Origin of the sequence: Bradyrhizobium erythrophlei (genome assembly GCF_900129425.1) — a bacterium.
In the GTDB taxonomy this organism is placed as follows: Bacteria; Pseudomonadota; Alphaproteobacteria; order Rhizobiales; family Xanthobacteraceae; genus Bradyrhizobium; species Bradyrhizobium erythrophlei_C.
In genome coordinates, this window is sequence record NZ_LT670817.1 from 5,540,302 (window position 1) to 5,554,713 (window position 14,412).

General features: G+C 63.8%; 18 protein-coding genes. 11 read left to right on the forward strand and 7 right to left on the reverse strand.

Features of this window, described 5'->3' with window-relative positions:
* Nucleotides 1-5 precede the first annotated feature (5 nt).
* Nucleotides 6-284, reverse strand: a complete 279-nt coding sequence (locus tag B5527_RS26620) for a hypothetical protein (RefSeq protein WP_154072539.1) — start codon at nucleotides 282-284, stop codon at nucleotides 6-8.
* 344 nt (nucleotides 285-628) lie between these two features.
* On the opposite strand from B5527_RS26620, the gene B5527_RS26630 reads away from it, so the two are divergent.
* Nucleotides 629-1,093: a PaaI family thioesterase gene (locus B5527_RS26630; protein ID WP_079607520.1), complete on the forward strand. Its 465-nt coding sequence runs from the start codon at nucleotides 629-631 to the stop codon at nucleotides 1,091-1,093.
* A 136-nt stretch (nucleotides 1,094-1,229) separates the two neighbouring features.
* On the forward strand, nucleotides 1,230-1,484 hold the full coding sequence (locus tag B5527_RS26635) for a PilZ domain-containing protein (protein ID WP_079604185.1): 255 nt from the start codon (nucleotides 1,230-1,232) through the stop codon (nucleotides 1,482-1,484).
* Here B5527_RS26635 and B5527_RS26640 read toward each other — a convergent pair whose 3' ends face one another.
* Nucleotides 1,485-1,730, reverse strand: a complete 246-nt coding sequence (locus B5527_RS26640; RefSeq protein WP_079607521.1) for a hypothetical protein — start codon at nucleotides 1,728-1,730, stop codon at nucleotides 1,485-1,487.
* Nucleotides 1,731-1,917: 187 nt separating this feature from the next.
* On the opposite strand from B5527_RS26640, the gene B5527_RS26645 reads away from it, so the two are divergent.
* The 3 genes from B5527_RS26645 to B5527_RS26655 all read left to right on the forward strand — a co-directional run bounded on the left by B5527_RS26645 (nucleotide 1,918) and on the right by B5527_RS26655 (nucleotide 4,685).
* On the forward strand, nucleotides 1,918-2,358 hold the full coding sequence (locus B5527_RS26645) for a hypothetical protein (RefSeq protein WP_079604186.1): 441 nt from the start codon (nucleotides 1,918-1,920) through the stop codon (nucleotides 2,356-2,358).
* 147 nt (nucleotides 2,359-2,505) lie between these two features.
* Nucleotides 2,506-3,744: a GNAT family N-acetyltransferase gene (locus tag B5527_RS26650; protein WP_079604187.1), complete on the forward strand. Its 1,239-nt coding sequence runs from the start codon at nucleotides 2,506-2,508 to the stop codon at nucleotides 3,742-3,744.
* Complete coding sequence (locus tag B5527_RS26655) at nucleotides 3,741-4,685, forward strand: cupin-like domain-containing protein (protein ID WP_079604188.1); 945 nt, start codon at nucleotides 3,741-3,743, stop codon at nucleotides 4,683-4,685. The genes B5527_RS26650 and B5527_RS26655 overlap by 4 nt, the downstream gene beginning before the upstream one ends.
* Nucleotides 4,686-4,731: 46 nt before the next feature.
* Here the strand turns inward: B5527_RS26655 and B5527_RS26660 are convergent, their stop codons facing one another.
* Both B5527_RS26660 and B5527_RS26665 read right to left on the reverse strand, forming a co-directional pair.
* The gene (locus tag B5527_RS26660) at nucleotides 4,732-5,397 is read right to left on the reverse strand and encodes a DsbA family oxidoreductase (protein WP_079604189.1); all 666 of its coding nucleotides are present in this window, start codon (nucleotides 5,395-5,397) and stop codon (nucleotides 4,732-4,734) included.
* A gap of 59 nt (nucleotides 5,398-5,456) precedes the next feature.
* Nucleotides 5,457-6,278: a helix-turn-helix domain-containing protein gene (locus B5527_RS26665; protein ID WP_079604190.1), complete on the reverse strand. Its 822-nt coding sequence runs from the start codon at nucleotides 6,276-6,278 to the stop codon at nucleotides 5,457-5,459.
* A gap of 100 nt (nucleotides 6,279-6,378) precedes the next feature.
* On the opposite strand from B5527_RS26665, the gene B5527_RS26670 reads away from it, so the two are divergent.
* Together B5527_RS26670 and B5527_RS26675 are read left to right on the forward strand one after the other, a co-directional pair.
* Nucleotides 6,379-6,606 (forward strand): hypothetical protein, encoded by a 228-nt coding sequence (locus B5527_RS26670; RefSeq protein WP_154072540.1) that lies wholly within the window; start codon nucleotides 6,379-6,381, stop codon nucleotides 6,604-6,606.
* A gap of 87 nt (nucleotides 6,607-6,693) precedes the next feature.
* Nucleotides 6,694-7,308 (forward strand): class I SAM-dependent methyltransferase, encoded by a 615-nt coding sequence (locus tag B5527_RS26675; RefSeq protein WP_245332258.1) that lies wholly within the window; start codon nucleotides 6,694-6,696, stop codon nucleotides 7,306-7,308.
* A 119-nt stretch (nucleotides 7,309-7,427) separates the two neighbouring features.
* Here the strand turns inward: B5527_RS26675 and B5527_RS26680 are convergent, their stop codons facing one another.
* Nucleotides 7,428-8,099, reverse strand: coding sequence for an SET domain-containing protein (locus B5527_RS26680; protein ID WP_079604193.1), 672 nt, complete (start codon nucleotides 8,097-8,099; stop codon nucleotides 7,428-7,430).
* Nucleotides 8,100-8,256: 157 nt separating this feature from the next.
* Nucleotides 8,257-8,991, reverse strand: coding sequence for a TetR/AcrR family transcriptional regulator (locus B5527_RS26685; protein ID WP_154072541.1), 735 nt, complete (start codon nucleotides 8,989-8,991; stop codon nucleotides 8,257-8,259).
* A 110-nt stretch (nucleotides 8,992-9,101) separates the two neighbouring features.
* On the opposite strand from B5527_RS26685, the gene B5527_RS26690 reads away from it, so the two are divergent.
* The 4 genes from B5527_RS26690 (at nucleotide 9,102) to B5527_RS26705 (ending at nucleotide 12,423) form a co-directional block, all read left to right on the forward strand.
* Nucleotides 9,102-10,505: a carotenoid oxygenase family protein gene (locus B5527_RS26690; RefSeq protein WP_079604194.1), complete on the forward strand. Its 1,404-nt coding sequence runs from the start codon at nucleotides 9,102-9,104 to the stop codon at nucleotides 10,503-10,505.
* Nucleotides 10,506-10,793: 288 nt separating this feature from the next.
* Entirely contained in the window at nucleotides 10,794-11,366 is a 573-nt protein-coding gene (locus tag B5527_RS26695; RefSeq protein ID WP_079604195.1) for a hypothetical protein, read from the forward strand.
* Nucleotides 11,367-11,453: 87 nt separating this feature from the next.
* Nucleotides 11,454-12,005 carry an inner membrane-spanning protein YciB gene (locus B5527_RS26700; RefSeq protein ID WP_079607523.1) on the forward strand — a complete coding sequence of 184 codons (552 nt, stop codon included), beginning with the start codon at nucleotides 11,454-11,456 and terminating at the stop codon, nucleotides 12,003-12,005.
* Nucleotides 12,006-12,126: 121 nt separating this feature from the next.
* Nucleotides 12,127-12,423 carry a hypothetical protein gene (locus tag B5527_RS26705; protein WP_079607524.1) on the forward strand — a complete coding sequence of 99 codons (297 nt, stop codon included), beginning with the start codon at nucleotides 12,127-12,129 and terminating at the stop codon, nucleotides 12,421-12,423.
* A 158-nt stretch (nucleotides 12,424-12,581) separates the two neighbouring features.
* Here B5527_RS26705 and B5527_RS26710 read toward each other — a convergent pair whose 3' ends face one another.
* Nucleotides 12,582-14,234, reverse strand: coding sequence for a fumarate hydratase (locus B5527_RS26710; RefSeq protein ID WP_079604196.1), 1,653 nt, complete (start codon nucleotides 14,232-14,234; stop codon nucleotides 12,582-12,584).
* Between the last annotated feature and the right edge of the window lie 178 nt (nucleotides 14,235-14,412).

Here is a 14,412-nt window from a genome sequence, read left to right on the forward strand (position 1 = left end):
CGGCTTTAGTTGGCGGTGCTGCCGGTTCTGGTTCGCGGTTTGCCGGAAGCCGGTGTCTTGGGCGTATCACCGCTACGCACAGTGCCCCACGGATCGGAAGGGACCTTGGCGTCCGGTATTTTCTTCAGCGATTCCTTGTAGGCCTTTTGCTGGATCGCCTCCTGCTCCTGTTGCTCCGGCGTCTTGGAGGTCGTTTCCGGGATCAAATTGATGTTGGGCATTTGCTGCGCGTAGGCCGGCCCCGTCAGCAAGGCGATGACAGCCGCCAGGCGGAAAACTTTCATGGAGTGCTCCCTGCATCTTCGCGGGCAACATACCACCGCGCCGACCGCGGCGCCAAGCGCGCCCCGATCACGGCTTGGATACGGCCTAAAAATGGTCCGACTTGCAGGATTTGGGCGATTGCATCCAGTCGTCCCAGATCGGGCCGCATTTGGTGCAGCCATTGAGCGCGATACCCATGGCGATCACGCTGAAAATCAATGCCAATCGCCTGAACATGATGGTCCCGCTCCCCAGCCCTTATCATACGGCCTCAAGTCGGGCATTTTCAAGCCGCGCGGAGTGCGTGTCCATTTCCGCCGGATACACGCTAGAATACGACTATTCGGGCGAGGAACCAGCGCTTATGCAGCACCAACCGACAGCAGAGCATTTCGACATCGAGGAAGCACGGCGCGTCCTGGGCGATGTGTTCGCACCGTGGGTACGGGACCTCGGGCTCTTGATCGCCAGCATCGAGTGCGCGGCGCCGCCCGGTGCGTCGGCGGACTGGCAGCCGGGTGCGATCCTGCGCATGGCCTTCTCCGAGCGGCTGTGCCGGCACGGCGGCATCGTCTGCGGCCAGGCGCTGATGGCGCTCGCCGACACGTCGATGGTGATCGCGATCCTGACGGCAAACCGCGGATACCGGCCGATGACAACGGTCGATCAAACCACGCATTTCATGCGCGCCGTCACCTCGTCGGACGTGCTGGCGGATGCGCGGGTGGTTCGGCTCGGGCGCACCATGAGCTTCGGCCGCGTCACCTTGTCGAGCGCCGCCGACCACAAGCCGGTGGCGATGGTGAGCAGCGCTTTTGCGATGCTGTGAGCGAATACTGCGGCGATTTGCAGTGAATCATCGTAAATCAATTCTAAATTTGCAGGCTTCGCTGGGATTGAGCGGATTGATTAGTCCGCAACTCCTTTCCGCTAGAGTCGTAGCCAGCAACATGCGGACAACGACGATGAACGGGTCCACGATCGAGAAGAGGACGGCGCCGCGACACAGGGTGCTCAAGCGCGGGACGCTCGCCTTTGTCGGCGGCGGCGGCGTCGACTGCATGGTCAGAAACATTTCGTCGAATGGCGCGCGTCTCGACATTGTCAATCCGGTCGGACTGCCGCCATCCTTCAAGCTCGTGATCGAGGCCGACCAGTTCATCCGTCGCTGCCATCCGGTCTGGAGCAACGACAACCGGATCGGCGTCGCCTTCGACTAGCTACGGTTTCGGTTTCTTTGCGGTATCCTTGGCCGGCTCCGCGGGCCGCGCCACACCCCAGGGATCGTACTTTTCCTTGGGCTCGGGTATTCTCTCGAGCGCGGCCTTGTAGGCCTTGTCATCGACCTTCTTTTCCGGCTGATCATTTTTCTTATCGTCGCTCTGATGCCGCTTGCCGCCCATCTGGGCATGCGCGGGCACGGTGATCAGCGCCAGCATCGCCACCAAAACCGTCAGGATTTTCATTGCCTCTTCTCCCGCACCATCCCCGCTCCGATATCCTGTCTGCAGCCAGATGATGGCAAACAATGGATCGGCATGGCGGCCCACGTTAGCCGGTTCCGTGGCAGGTTTCAGCAATTGTTGATGGCCAAAGCCCGCGAACCGAGCGCGATCGCGGGTATTTTTAACCAGCACCGGATAAAATCGGCAGATGCAGCGGATCGTTGTTCATGTGGCGTTGATGACGGCCGGGGCACTGGCGCTGGCAGGCTGCGGCATCGCCGACAGCCGTTCGCCGGTGCCCGAGTTCATGCGGGGCAAACCCAGCGAACCGCCGCCGCCCGAGCCGCAACCGGATGTCGGAAAGCTGGTCCGCGAAAATCTGGATTCGGTGTTCGTCGCCAGTTCATACCCGCGCCAGGTGCGGGTTTCACCGCCGCGTCACAACCTTCGCGGCTTGGGCTGGACGGCGTGCGTCAGGGCTGAGCTGACGTCCTCGATGGGCAAACCGCTGGGTCCCCAAACCTATCGCATCACGATCAGCGGCGGCGTGATCATGGACCGGCTGCGCGTCGAGGCCGACGACACCTGCGCCAACGAGACCTACCAGCCGATCGAGGGCGCGCAGACCCGGCTCCCGCCTTCCCAATGATGAACGCCCGGTTAACATTACCGCTCGGATTGAAACCCCGCACCAACGGTATTTTCCAATCTTTCCGCTAGGGTTTTCCCGATAACGCGATGGACACAGCGGGCCCGGCGAGGCTCCGCGAGTCCTGACCGATCGGGGAACGGGGACGTGGTCGAGATTGCGAATTCAGCGGTGGTCGCTCGCGCATCCATAAAAAATACCACGAGCAAGCGCGCAGGGGCGGACACGATTTCGCCCGAAGGAGGCGCGTTGGCGCCGCTCACGGCTGTCGGCGCGGGCCAATGGCGCGCATTGGCCGAACGCGCCAATGATCCGAACGGCTATTATCTGCCCGACTGGGAATTGGCGGTGAACGCCTCCGCGCGCGGTCGCACCGACGTCGCCGCGCTGAGTGCGTGGGGCAATGCCTCCTCGGCGCAAGACGGCGCGGCGCGCCTGATCGGCCTGCTACCCGTCATCTCGATGTGGCGCGCCTACAGGATTCCCCTGCCCGCTTTGGTAAGCGCCGATCCCTACGGCACGCTGGGCACGCCGCCGCTCGACCGGGACATGGCTGACGAGGCGGCGGCGCAATTGATGCGCCAGGCGCGGCGAGCCGGCGCCCATGCCCTGATCCTGCGCGACGTATCGCTCGACGGCGCCGCCATCAAGGCCTTCGACCGGGTATTGCAACGCGACGGCTTGCGCCCGCGGGTGCTGCAATCGCATCTGCGCGCCTGTCTCGACGCCACGCGCGATGCCGATGAATTGCTGCGCGATGCTCTAGGGCCCAAGAAGCTGAAAGAGTTGCGCCGCCAGCGCAACCGGCTCGCCGAGCACGGCGCGGTCGGCTTCGAGGTGGCCCGTACGCGCGAAGAGGTCGCGCCTGCGCTCGAAATATTCCTCGCGCTCGAGGCCAGCGGCTGGAAAGCCAGGCGCGGCACTGCGCTTTTGCAGGACGACAGCGATGCCGGCTTCATCAGGCGCGCCGCTGTCGCGCTCGCGGCAAACGGCCAATGCGAGATCGTGACGCTGCGCGCCGGCGAAAGCCCGGTTGCGGCCGCGATTGTGCTTCGGCACCAGGATAGCGCCTTCTACTTCAAGCTCGGCGTCGACGAGCGCTTCGCGAAGCTTTCACCGGGGGTGCAACTGACGCTCGATCTGACGCGGCACCTGTGCGCCGATCCTGCGATTGCGCTGGCCGACTCCACCGCTGATGCCGATCACCCCATGATCAATCCGATCTGGCGCGGGCGCCTTGCGATCGGCGACGTCCTGATTCCGCTGCGGCGGCGCGATCCCGTGGTCTCGCTGCTCCACGCGGCGATGACGCTGCGCCGGCTGGTCCGCGCACCGGCGCAACGCGCCGTTCGTTTCCTGCGCAAACGTCAGGAGCAATCGCGATGAATACCGTCACCGAGATCGCGCCGGTGATTACGGCCGACCATGCGGCGCTGAGGCGCGACTTTCCGTTAAAGCCGTTCGCCATCCGCCACAGGCTGGCCCGCCATCCCTTGCTGACGCTGCCGCGCATCGCGCAGCTTGCCTCGGAGCTGCCGCGCGATTTGATCGAGTACAATTCCGGCAAGGTCGCGATCAGCCAGGACCCGGACGCGATCCCCTCGGTCGATCTCGACCCGGTCGAAGTGGTGCGGCGCATCGAGACGTCAGGGGCATGGATGGTGCTCAAGCGGGTGGAGAATTCGCCGGAGTATCGGCGGCTCCTGGAAGACACCCTGCTCTCGGTGGCGCGCGCGCGGGGCTTCAACAGCCTGCTCGACGCCGGGTTCGAACAAGTCGAGGGATTTCTGTTCGTGTCCTCGCCGAATTCGACCACGCCGTTTCATCTCGACAGCGAAGACAATTTCTTCGTGCATATCCACGGCGAGAAGTTCTTCACCGTTTTCGACAATGCCGACCGCTCAATCGTCAGCGACCACGAAATAGAGCGCTCGATGACCAGGCACCGCAACCTGAAATACGACGAGCGGTTCGCGCCGCGCGGCATCGAATTTCATCTGTTCGCCGGCGACGGCTGCTTCGTGCCGTACCAGTGGCCGCACTGGGTGCGCACCGCCGATAGCCATTCGATCTCGCTGGCGATCACCTGGAAAACGCGCGAGGTGCGCCGCCGCAACGACCTGCATTTCTTCAATTCGATGCTGCGCGGCATCGGCCTGCCGCAGCCGCCGCCGGATGTGCAGCCGGTGCGCGACGCGCTCAAGCTCGCCTTCTATCGCTGCGTGACCACGGCGATCCGGCCGCTACGCGCCTCGCTGACACTGCGCCGCGTGCTGCGAAGAATAGCGCTCGGCAAACGCGCGAATTATTATTTGAAGCGCGCGTGAGGCGCCGCTCCTCAGGATGACGGCCGTGTTCGCGGAAACGTCCGCCTTACTCCGCCGCCTGCGCATTGATCTCCCCGGACACCTGGCGGATAGCGCGGGCGAGTTGGTCGGCCGGCTGGGCGCCGGACACGGCATATTTCCCGGCGAATACGAAGGTCGGCACGCCGGAGATGCCCTTGTCGGAGGCGTCCTGCGCCTGGGCCGAGATCAGATCCACGTCCTCGTCGGTCGCAAGGCGCCGGCGCAACTCGTCGGCATCGAGCCCGCAATCGGCGGCCGCCTGCACCAGCACGTCGGTGTCGGTGAGATCGCCGCCGTCCCTGAAATACAATTCCATCAGCCGCTGTTTCATGTCGGCTGACTTGCCTTGCGCCTCGGCCCAGTGAATCAGGCGATGGCAATCTGTCGTGTTGGGCTGGCGCTTGACCAGGTCCGGCCGGTAGGGGAGCCCCTCTTCACCGGCCGCCGTGACGACGCGACCGGCGATGCCCTTGTAGGCCTCGGGCGAGCCGAATTTCGCCGTGAGGTATTCGTCGCGGCTGATGCCCTCGCGCGGCACCCAGGAATTGAGGAAGAACGGCCGCCAGTGAATCTCCACCGGCACATCCGGCGTCAGCGCCAGCGCGTTCTCGATGCGGCGCTTGCCGATATAGCACCACGGGCACACCACGTCGGAGACGATATCGATCTGAAGCGGTTTCAGGGGGCTCATCAGTGCCTGCTCCTCGGGAAGTCCAAGAAATAAGCAGCATCCAGAGCGCAGGCAAGGCGCTATTTGAGATTAGCCGCCATGCTTCGCATTCGCGCGGCGGTCAGATCGTCCGCCGGGAAGAACGTCTCCACCGCCAGTTCCGACAGCGTGATATCGACCGGGGTGCCGAAAATCATCGTGGTGGAGAAAAAGCTCAGAGTATCGCCGCCGAGTCGCATCTTGAAGGGGATCGCGACGTTGTCTGATGACAGCGGCGCGGAGCGCGCCGGGATCGGATAGGCCTTGAGGTCGTGATAGAGTTTTATCAACTCGGGATCGGCGGTCGCCTCGCATTGACGATGCAGCCGCTCCAGCAGATGTCCGCACCATTCGGCGAGATTGACGGTGCGCGCCGCCAGCGCCTCGGGATGAAAGCTCAGGCGCAGCACGTTGAAAGGCTGGCCGAGCAGGCGCGGCGGGATGCCCTGCAATAGCGGCATCACCATGCGGTTGGCCGAGACCAGATTCCAGTGCCGGTCGACCGCCAGAGCCGGATTGGGCTCATGCGCTTTGAGCACGAGATCGATCGCCGCCCGCGCCGGTTTCAGCGCGGGATCGTCGAGCGAGCGCTGCGGAAACGCCGGCGCAAATCCCGCCGCCACCAGGAGCACGTTGCGGTCGCGCAAGGGCACGTCGAGCCGCTCGGCGAGCCTCAGCACCATGTCGCGCGACGGCGCGGCGCGGCCGGTCTCCACGAAGCTCAGATGGCGCGCGGAAATCTCGGCGTCGCCGGCGAGATCGAGCTGGCTGAGATGGCGACGCTGCCGCCATTCGCGCAGGTGATCGCCGACATGGGCGGGTTTGGTTCGGTCGGCTTGCGCCGCGGCGGTCTGTGCGTTCATGAGGCAAAACCTACCATGCGGATTTCATGCCTTCCATTACCCCCGACGTAATCGAATTGCTGATCGGGCCGAGGCATCCTGGGGATCACAGGAGATGACCATGCGCACGCCTTCCCGATTCAGCCCCCTCTCATCAGTCACCGGCACGGTGCAATGGATGCTCAATCTGGCCACGCGCATGCTGGCGCGCATGCTCAACATGCCGGAGCCGCTGGTGCACGACACCGGCGTCTTCGTGTTCACGCATGTAGCCGCGGTCGAGAGCCGCGTCGGCAAGACGCTGTGCCCGGTCCGCCTGCTGCGTCAGTTGCGGTCGTGGCTTCGATGACAAGGTCCGCGAAGCAATCCGGAACGTGATATGTTGCTGGATTACGCGAAAGCATGGTCCGATCGCAGGAAGCGCCCGGTGACGTCAGTGCGGGTCAGTGGCACCGAAGGTTATGCCGACGAGGCCGAGGAGCTTTTCAGGCTCTACGAGGCTTTCCCGGCCGCCGACGCGCACCGCGCGGTGCTGCATCTGATCCCGGCGGCGCCGAGCCGCATTCTCGACATCGGTTCGGGAACCGGACGCGACGCGGCGTGGTTCGCAGCCCAGGGCCATCGCGTGGTCGCTGTCGAGCCCACCGACGCGATGCGCTTGCCGGCCATGGCGCTGCATCCGTCGCCGCGTATCGAATGGCTCGACGACAGCCTGCCGGATCTGGCCCTGCTGCGCGCACGCGGCGAGCGGTTCGACGTCGTCATGCTCACTGCGGTCTGGATGCATCTCGATGCGCAGCAGCGCCGGCAGGCGATGCCGAACCTCGCTGCCCTGGTGCGGACGGGCGGCGCCGTCATCATGCTGATCCGGCACGGGCCGGTCCCGGCGGGGCGGCGGATGTTCGAGATATCGGCCGAGGAGACGATTGAGCTGGCGCGGATGGAGGACCTGCATCCGGTTTTGAATGTCCGGACCGAATCCACCCAGGAACAAAATCGGTTGGCCGGCATCAGCTGGACCAATCTGGCGTTCGTGAGCGCGCGCGCATGATCCACTTCCGCGCCATGGCCGGCGGGCTCGTCCCGGCCATCCACGTCCTGCTTGCGGCAAAGTCTGGAAGACGTGGATGCCCGGCACGCCGGGCATGACGGCTTCATCATCAGGGCCGCTTAGGCTGAAGCGCTGTTTTCCCGCCCCGCCATATCCTTGGGCCTGGCTGATATCCCGGACTTGGCGGCTGTCGTTTTGCGCGTGGCGGACTTTCCGGCGTGGCCGTTCAGGAGCTTGCCGTTTGCCTTGGCGCCGTTCAGCTTCTGCTTGGTATTTTCTTTGGCCTTCGCCGCCTGCTTCTCGGCTTTCCTCAGCGCCTTCTTCTCGGCTTTGGCCTTCAGGCGCGCCTTCTCGGCCCGCGCCTCGGCGCGCTTCTTCTTGCGCTTCTTTTCGCAAGCCGCGCATTTGCAGCCGATCGGCTTCAGATAGGCCTTGAAATAATCGGTGCCGTAATCGTAGTTGATCTCGTCGCCCGGCTCGATATTCTTGATGGCGCGGATCACGACCTTGCGCTTGCGCGCGCTGACGTCGGATTCCGCATTCGGCTTGCAGGCATGATTGATGTAGCGGGCGATGTTCTCGCGCACCGAACCGTCGATGGTCCAGCGGCCGTTGAGCTCGAACAGGTACTTGTTCTCGATCGCGTCGTCTTTTTTCTTCCTGGAATCCAGCAGCGGACCAAAATAACGGACGATTTTGGCGCCCTTCTTGATCGGTTTGGTGGCGAAGAGGCCAAGTCCGGTGCGGGAACGGCCGATACGATAAGGTTTTTTCGTCGATATGGCAGGCATGATCTATTGGAACTGACACGCTAGTGAATGCGAGGGGTCGCGAAGCCGCTGTTCTAAGACGATTCCGGATCAATGTCAGGTGTTTCGCGCATCCGCGGCGATCCTTCCCCAGATTGCGCAGGGCAGGGTCGATATATCGGTTCCCTTCGGCGCTGACTTAATAAGGCCCCGGTGGCCGGCCGATGGTCGACTTGAGCATGGCCTCCAGCAAGGTTTCGGCGTCAGTACCCTTGGGGAGCCGTCGCAGGATATCGGATAGCCGATCATCGAGCAGCAGCATGGTGAAGCCGTGCACCAGCGACCAGGCGCGGGCGATCGCCGCGGCCTGTTCGAGCGACAGCGCTTCTTCGTGGATCTGCTCCTGCCGGTTGGCCCCGACAGCGCCGGCCAATCCCGCGAACGCCGCACAGGCGGCCTCGTGCAGCGACGGCCGCGACATATCGAGCCGCTCTGTGCGGAACATCAGCCCGTACATGCCGGGATGCGCCTCCGCGTAGGCGACATAGGCCTTGGCCCGCGCCATCGCCTTCTCGGCCGGCGAGGCGCCTGCCGCGCCGGCTGCCGCCATCGCGGTATTGAATTGCCGGAAACCGATTGCGGCGAGTTCGCTGACGAGTCCGGTGAGGTCGCCGAAATGATGAGTCGGCGCGGCATGCGACACGCCGGCCTCGCGCGCCACCGCACGCAGCGTCAATCCGGCGAGCCCGTCGCGTTCGAGCACGCGTTCGGCCGCTTCGAGCAGAGCGTCGCGCAGCGCGCCGTGATGGTACGGGGAATCTGCGTTGGCGCCGACGCTGCGCGCCGCGCCCGGCTTGCCGCCGGCGCGCGCGGGCGTCGTGTTGCTTGCCGCGCGCCGGACGCGGGTCCCGGCGGCTTCGGGTTTTTTGGCCATTTCGGGCTTATAGATCACGATTTTTACACTGTAAAGATTTGGCTTGACGGCTCAAGCGCTTCCCTGTAACCCATCTTTACGGTGTAAAGATAAGGTCGAGGGAGCATCCGATGCAGCAGAACGCAGCGACCAACGCGGTCCGAACCAATCTGGCGCCGATTCCGTTTGAATGCGACGCGCCGTATCTCAAGGTCGTCGGCGAATTGCCGCGCGAACTCAACGGCACGCTCTATCGCAACGGCCCCAATCCGCAGTTCGATGCCCCCGATGCCCACTGGTTCGTCGGCGACGGCATGCTGCACGCCTTCCATCTCGAGAACGGCCGCGCCAGTTATCGCAACCGCTGGGTCCGCACCCCGAAATGGCAGGCCGAACACGACGCCGGCCGCGCGCTGTTCGGCGGCTTCGGCCGCAAGCTGCCGGATGCGCCGGCGGGGTTGACCCAGGACGGCGGGGTCGCCAACACCAATATCGTCTTTCACGCCGGGCGCCTGCTGGCGCTGGAGGAAGCGCATCTGCCGACCGAGATCGAACCCGGCACGCTGCATACCCGCGGCTATTGCAACTATGGCGGCGGCATCGCCGGCCCCTTCACCGCGCATCCCAAGATCGATCCCGTCACCGGCGAGATGCTGTTCTTCGGCTATAACGCCGCCGGCCCGCTCACCCCCGCCCTCTCCTTCGGATCCGTCAATGCTTCCGGGGTGGTGACACGCTTCGATCGCTTCGAGGCGCCCTACGCCAGCATGGTGCACGACTTCGTCGTCACTGAACATCATCTGCTGTTTCCGATTCTCCCTGTCACCGGCAGCATGGAGCGCGCGATGCGCGGCCGGCCGCCTTACGCCTGGGAGCCGGACAAGGGCGCCTATGTCGGCATCATGAAGCGCAACGGTAAAGCCAGCGACATCGTCTGGTTTCGCGCCGAGAGCTGCTACGTGTTTCATGTGATGAACGCATGGGAGGAAGGCGACCGCATCGTCGCCGACGTCATGCAGTTCGAGGAAGCCCCCTTGTTCAATCATCCCGACGGCTCGCCGACCGATCCCAAGAAATCGCGGGCGCGGCTGTGCCGCTGGAGCTTCGACCTGTCTGCCAATACCGACCGCTTCACGCAGACCTATCTGGACGACATGACGGGCGAATTCCCGCGCATCGACGAGCGCCGCGCCGGGCTTCAAAGCAATCATGGCTGGTACGCCTGCGCCAATCCCGACCTGCCGATGTTCGGCGCTCTCTCCGGCATCGTGCATGTCGATGGCAGCGGATCGCGCCTTGGCCAATATCTGCTCCCCGCAGGCGACTCGATTTCGGAAGCCGTGTTCGTCGCGCGCGGCGATGAGGCCGCGGAGGGCGACGGCTGGCTGTTGGCCGCGGTCTGGCGTGCTCGCGACAACCGCAGCGATCTCGCGGTCTTCAACGCCGGCGATGTCGAAGCCGGTCCCGTCGCGCTGGTGCAGCTGGGGCATCGGGTGCCCGATGGCTTTCATGGCAATTGGGTGGGTGCGGCCTAAGTACGCAGGGGCGCGGGCGCCGGCAATGTCCTCATGGCAGTGCTTCTTCTCGGCCCCATCACCGTCATTCCGGGGCGCACGCAAGCGCGAACCCGGAATCTCGCGCCGATGATCTCGGGATTCCGGGCTCGCTCAGCACAACATTGACGAAAACATCAATTTCGTCGCGAACTCACGCCCCGGAATGACGGCAGTACGATTTTTACACTGTAAAGATTTCGCTTGACGCCCGCTCCTTTCGCCTCTAATTCTATCTTTACGATGTAAAGATTAGCCCGCGAGGCTGCCATGACGATATTCCTGATCCTTGCCCCCTATGGCGCATTTAGCCTGCTGATGCTGCTGACCTCGGCCACGGCGAGCCTGTTTGCGGCAGCGGTGATCTCCCTGCTCGTCATCGGGTCCGACATTATGCGCGGCCGTTCGATCAAGATCCTGGGCGCGGGCTCCGCGATCCTGTTTGCCGCGGTCGGCTTCTATCTCATGCTGGTCGATTCGAGCTTGAGCAGCTCGGCCGTGAGGCTGGCCGTCGATGCCGGTGTATTCGCGATCTCACTCGCGTCGCTGGCGGCCCGCTTCCCGTTCACGCTGCAATATGCCCGCGAAATGGTCGACGCCGAAACCGCCGCTTTGCCCGGCTTCCTGAAAGCGAACTATATCATCACCGCCGCGTGGATCGGCGCGTTTCTGCTGATGATGATCGCCAACGCTCTGACGATGTACGTGCCGGGGCTGCCGCTGTGGTTGGGACTTGTAATCGCCTTCGCTGCCCGTAACAGTGCGGCTTATTTCACAAAGTGGTACCCTCAATACCGGCAAACGAAATATGCGGCGCCGGCTGGGTCGGCCGGCGCACACTAAAGATCGTGCGGCTTACGCCAAAGAAAACTGGATGGCTTCGTCGCTTTGCTGCTCGCAATGACGGGAAGCGCCACCGAGGACACGACCATGAAGGACGTATTCGCCAAGCTCGCCACCGACTTCCTGTCCACCATCGTGTTCCTTACGCTGTACCTGGTGTCAGGCAATGTGGTGCTGGCGACCTGCGTCGCGATCGCAGGCGCCGTGGCTCAGGTCATCTACAGCAGAGCCAAGCGGCAGCCCCTCAGTTTCATGACCTACGCCAGCCTGGCGCTGGTGATCGTGCTCGGCAGCGCGACGCTTCTGACCAGCGACCCCCGCTTCGTGCTGGCGAAACCCGCGATCGCGCATTTTGCAATTGGCGCAATCATGCTCAAGCGCGGCTGGATGCTGCGCTACATGCCGCCGATCGTCGCCGAAACCATCCCGGAATACGTCACCATTGCCGGCTACGCCTGGGCGGCGCTGATGTTCGCGCTCGGCCTCGGTACCATCGCGGTGGCCCTGACCGGCGACATGAAGCTGTGGGCGATCTATGTATCCGTGGTCGCGATAGGAGCGAAGGTCGCGGCCTTCGCCGTGCAATATGTCGCGTTTCGCATGCTGGTCACCAATCGGATTCGCGCCGCCCGCGCCTGACGCTCGCGCCCCTGCCACACCATTGGGCTTGCGCCGCGAGATGCGTTATACCGCCCCGGAAGCCACCCAGATCCCGGGATCATTCCGGATTTGCCAGAAAAACGCTGAGGAGAACTTTGAAATGGCCGTGGACGGAAACTGGAACATCACCATGAGCACGCCGATGGGCGAGCGCAACGCCACGCTGACCCTGAAGAACGCGGGCGGCACGCTGACGGGCACGCAGGGCGCCGACGGCAATTCGGGCGAGATCTTCGACGGCACCGCCAACGGCGACGACGTCGCCTGGAAAATCTCGATCACCAACCCGATGCCGCTGGCGCTGGCGTTCACCGGCAAGGTTTCCGGCGACACCATGTCCGGCGAAATGGGCATCGGCCCGATGGGCAGCTTTCCGTTCAAGGGGGTTAGGGCGTAGGCGCACGAGTCGCGCTGCGCTCCCTCGCCCCGCACTTCGCGGGGAGAGGGTTGGGGTGAGGGGCTCTCTCATCCGCCGCGACTCGCGGAGGGTCCCCTCACCCGAAATTCGCTATCGCGAATTTCGACCTCTCCCCGCAAGCGGGGCGAGGTTAAGAGTCACCCCAGATTCAATTCCTTGAAGAAATCATTGCCCTTGTCGTCGATGATGATGAAGGCCGGGAAATCCTCGACCTCGATGCGCCAGATCGCTTCCATGCCGAGTTCGGGATATTCCACCACTTCGACCTTCTTGATGCAGTGTTCGGCGAGGTTGGCCGCGGCACCGCCGATCGAGCCCAGATAAAATCCGCCGTGCTTCTTGCAGGCCTCGCGCACCGCGACCGCGCGGTTGCCCTTGGCCACCATCACCATCGATCCGCCCGCCGCCTGGAACTGGTCGACGAAGGAATCCATCCGCCCCGCGGTGGTCGGGCCGAACGCGCCGGAGGCGTAGCCGTCCGGCGTCTTGGCGGGCCCCGCGTAGTAGACCGGATGGTTCTTGAAATAATCCGGCAGCGGTTCGCCCTTCTCCAGCCGCTCACGCAATTTGGCATGCGCCGAATCCCGCGCGACGATCATGGTGCCGGTCAGCGACAGCCGCGTCTTGGTCGGATATTTTGAAAGCGTCGCGAGAATTTCCTTCATCGGCCGGTTGAGATCGATTTTAACCACCTCGCCGCCGAGCGCCTGCTCCACGGCCGGCAGGTATTGCGCGGGGTTGTGTTCAAGCTCTTCGAGATAGACGCCGTCTTTGGTGATCTTGCCGAGCACCTGGCGGTCCGCCGAGCAGGATACGCCAAGTCCGATCGGCAGCGAGGCGCCGTGGCGCGGCAGCCGGATCACCCGCACGTCGTGGCAAAAATATTTGCCGCCGAACTGCGCGCCGACGCCGAGCGACTGCGTCATGGCAAGGATTTCCTGCTCCATCTCGAGATCGCGGAACGCGTTGCCGTCGGCCGAGCCGTGGGTCGGCAGCGCGTCGAGATATCGCGCGGAGGCGAGTTTTACGGTCTTCATGCAGAGTTCGGCCGAGGTGCCGCCGATCACGATCGCCAGATGATAGGGCGGGCACGCCGCGGTGCCGAGCGTCAGCACCTTCTCTTTCAGGAACGCCAGCATACGGTCCCGCGTCAGCACCGAGGGCGTCGCCTGGAACAGGAAGCTCTTGTTGGCGGAGCCGCCGCCCTTGGCCATGAACATGAACTTGTAGGCATCATCGCCTTCGGCATAGATCTCGCATTGCGCCGGCATGTTGTTGGCGGTGTTCTTCTCCTCATACATCGACAGCGGCGCCACCTGCGAATAACGCAGGTTGCGGCGCAAGTAAGCGTCGCGCGCACCTTCCGAGAGCGCCGCCTCGTCGTCGCCGTCGGTGATAACGCGAAAACCCTTCTTGCCCATGATGATGGCGGTGCCGGTGTCCTGGCACATCGGCAATACGCCGCCGGCGGCGATGTTGGCGTTCTTCAAAAAATCGAACGCGACGAACTTGTCGTTGTCGCTGGCCTCCTTGTCGTCGAGGATGCTGCGCAACTGCTTCAGGTGCCCCGGCCGCAGATAATGATTGATGTCGCCGAACGCGGCCTCACTCAGCGCCCGCAGTGCCTCGCGCGACACCACCAGCATGTCCTTGCCCAGCACCTTCTCGACCCGCACGCCCTCGGTCGTGATCTTCTTGTACGGCGTGGTGTCCGGCCCGAGCGGAAACAGCGGCGTGTGCTTGTAGGGCGGAACGGGTTTCGGGTCGGGGAAGGCGGTCGGGGCGTTCATGGCTTGCTCGCAGGTTTGGAGCCGGAAGCGCCTGCTTTGAGACGCCGCGCCGGCGATTGGACCGTTCTAAGCACTTTCCGGACAAAGGGAAGGTTCTGGATGCTTCGGCATAGTCGGGATGAGCGCAACGCATCGGGGCCACAATGCTTCAAAAAATGGCACCGGACTTGTGCCCTCC

Excerpts from the sequence above, each read along its gene's own strand:
- B5527_RS26620 (WP_154072539.1), bottom strand. The coding sequence starts at position 284 with ATGAAAGTTTTCCGCCTGGCGGCTGTCATCGCCTTGCTGACGGGGCCG.
- B5527_RS26630 (WP_079607520.1), top strand. The coding sequence starts at position 629 with ATGCAGCACCAACCGACAGCAGAGCATTTCGACATCGAGGAAGCACGG.
- B5527_RS26635 (WP_079604185.1), top strand. The coding sequence starts at position 1,230 with ATGAACGGGTCCACGATCGAGAAGAGGACGGCGCCGCGACACAGGGTG.
- B5527_RS26640 (WP_079607521.1), bottom strand. The coding sequence starts at position 1,730 with ATGAAAATCCTGACGGTTTTGGTGGCGATGCTGGCGCTGATCACCGTG.
- B5527_RS26645 (WP_079604186.1), top strand. The coding sequence starts at position 1,918 with ATGCAGCGGATCGTTGTTCATGTGGCGTTGATGACGGCCGGGGCACTG.
- B5527_RS26655 (WP_079604188.1), top strand. The coding sequence starts at position 3,741 with ATGAATACCGTCACCGAGATCGCGCCGGTGATTACGGCCGACCATGCG.
- B5527_RS26660 (WP_079604189.1), bottom strand. The coding sequence starts at position 5,397 with ATGAGCCCCCTGAAACCGCTTCAGATCGATATCGTCTCCGACGTGGTG.
- B5527_RS26665 (WP_079604190.1), bottom strand. The coding sequence starts at position 6,278 with ATGAACGCACAGACCGCCGCGGCGCAAGCCGACCGAACCAAACCCGCC.
- B5527_RS26670 (WP_154072540.1), top strand. The coding sequence starts at position 6,379 with ATGCGCACGCCTTCCCGATTCAGCCCCCTCTCATCAGTCACCGGCACG.
- B5527_RS26680 (WP_079604193.1), bottom strand. The coding sequence starts at position 8,099 with ATGCCTGCCATATCGACGAAAAAACCTTATCGTATCGGCCGTTCCCGC.
- B5527_RS26685 (WP_154072541.1), bottom strand. The coding sequence starts at position 8,991 with ATGGCCAAAAAACCCGAAGCCGCCGGGACCCGCGTCCGGCGCGCGGCA.
- B5527_RS26690 (WP_079604194.1), top strand. The coding sequence starts at position 9,102 with ATGCAGCAGAACGCAGCGACCAACGCGGTCCGAACCAATCTGGCGCCG.
- B5527_RS26695 (WP_079604195.1), top strand. The coding sequence starts at position 10,794 with ATGACGATATTCCTGATCCTTGCCCCCTATGGCGCATTTAGCCTGCTG.
- B5527_RS26700 (WP_079607523.1), top strand. The coding sequence starts at position 11,454 with ATGAAGGACGTATTCGCCAAGCTCGCCACCGACTTCCTGTCCACCATC.
- B5527_RS26705 (WP_079607524.1), top strand. The coding sequence starts at position 12,127 with ATGGCCGTGGACGGAAACTGGAACATCACCATGAGCACGCCGATGGGC.
- B5527_RS26710 (WP_079604196.1), bottom strand. The coding sequence starts at position 14,234 with ATGAACGCCCCGACCGCCTTCCCCGACCCGAAACCCGTTCCGCCCTAC.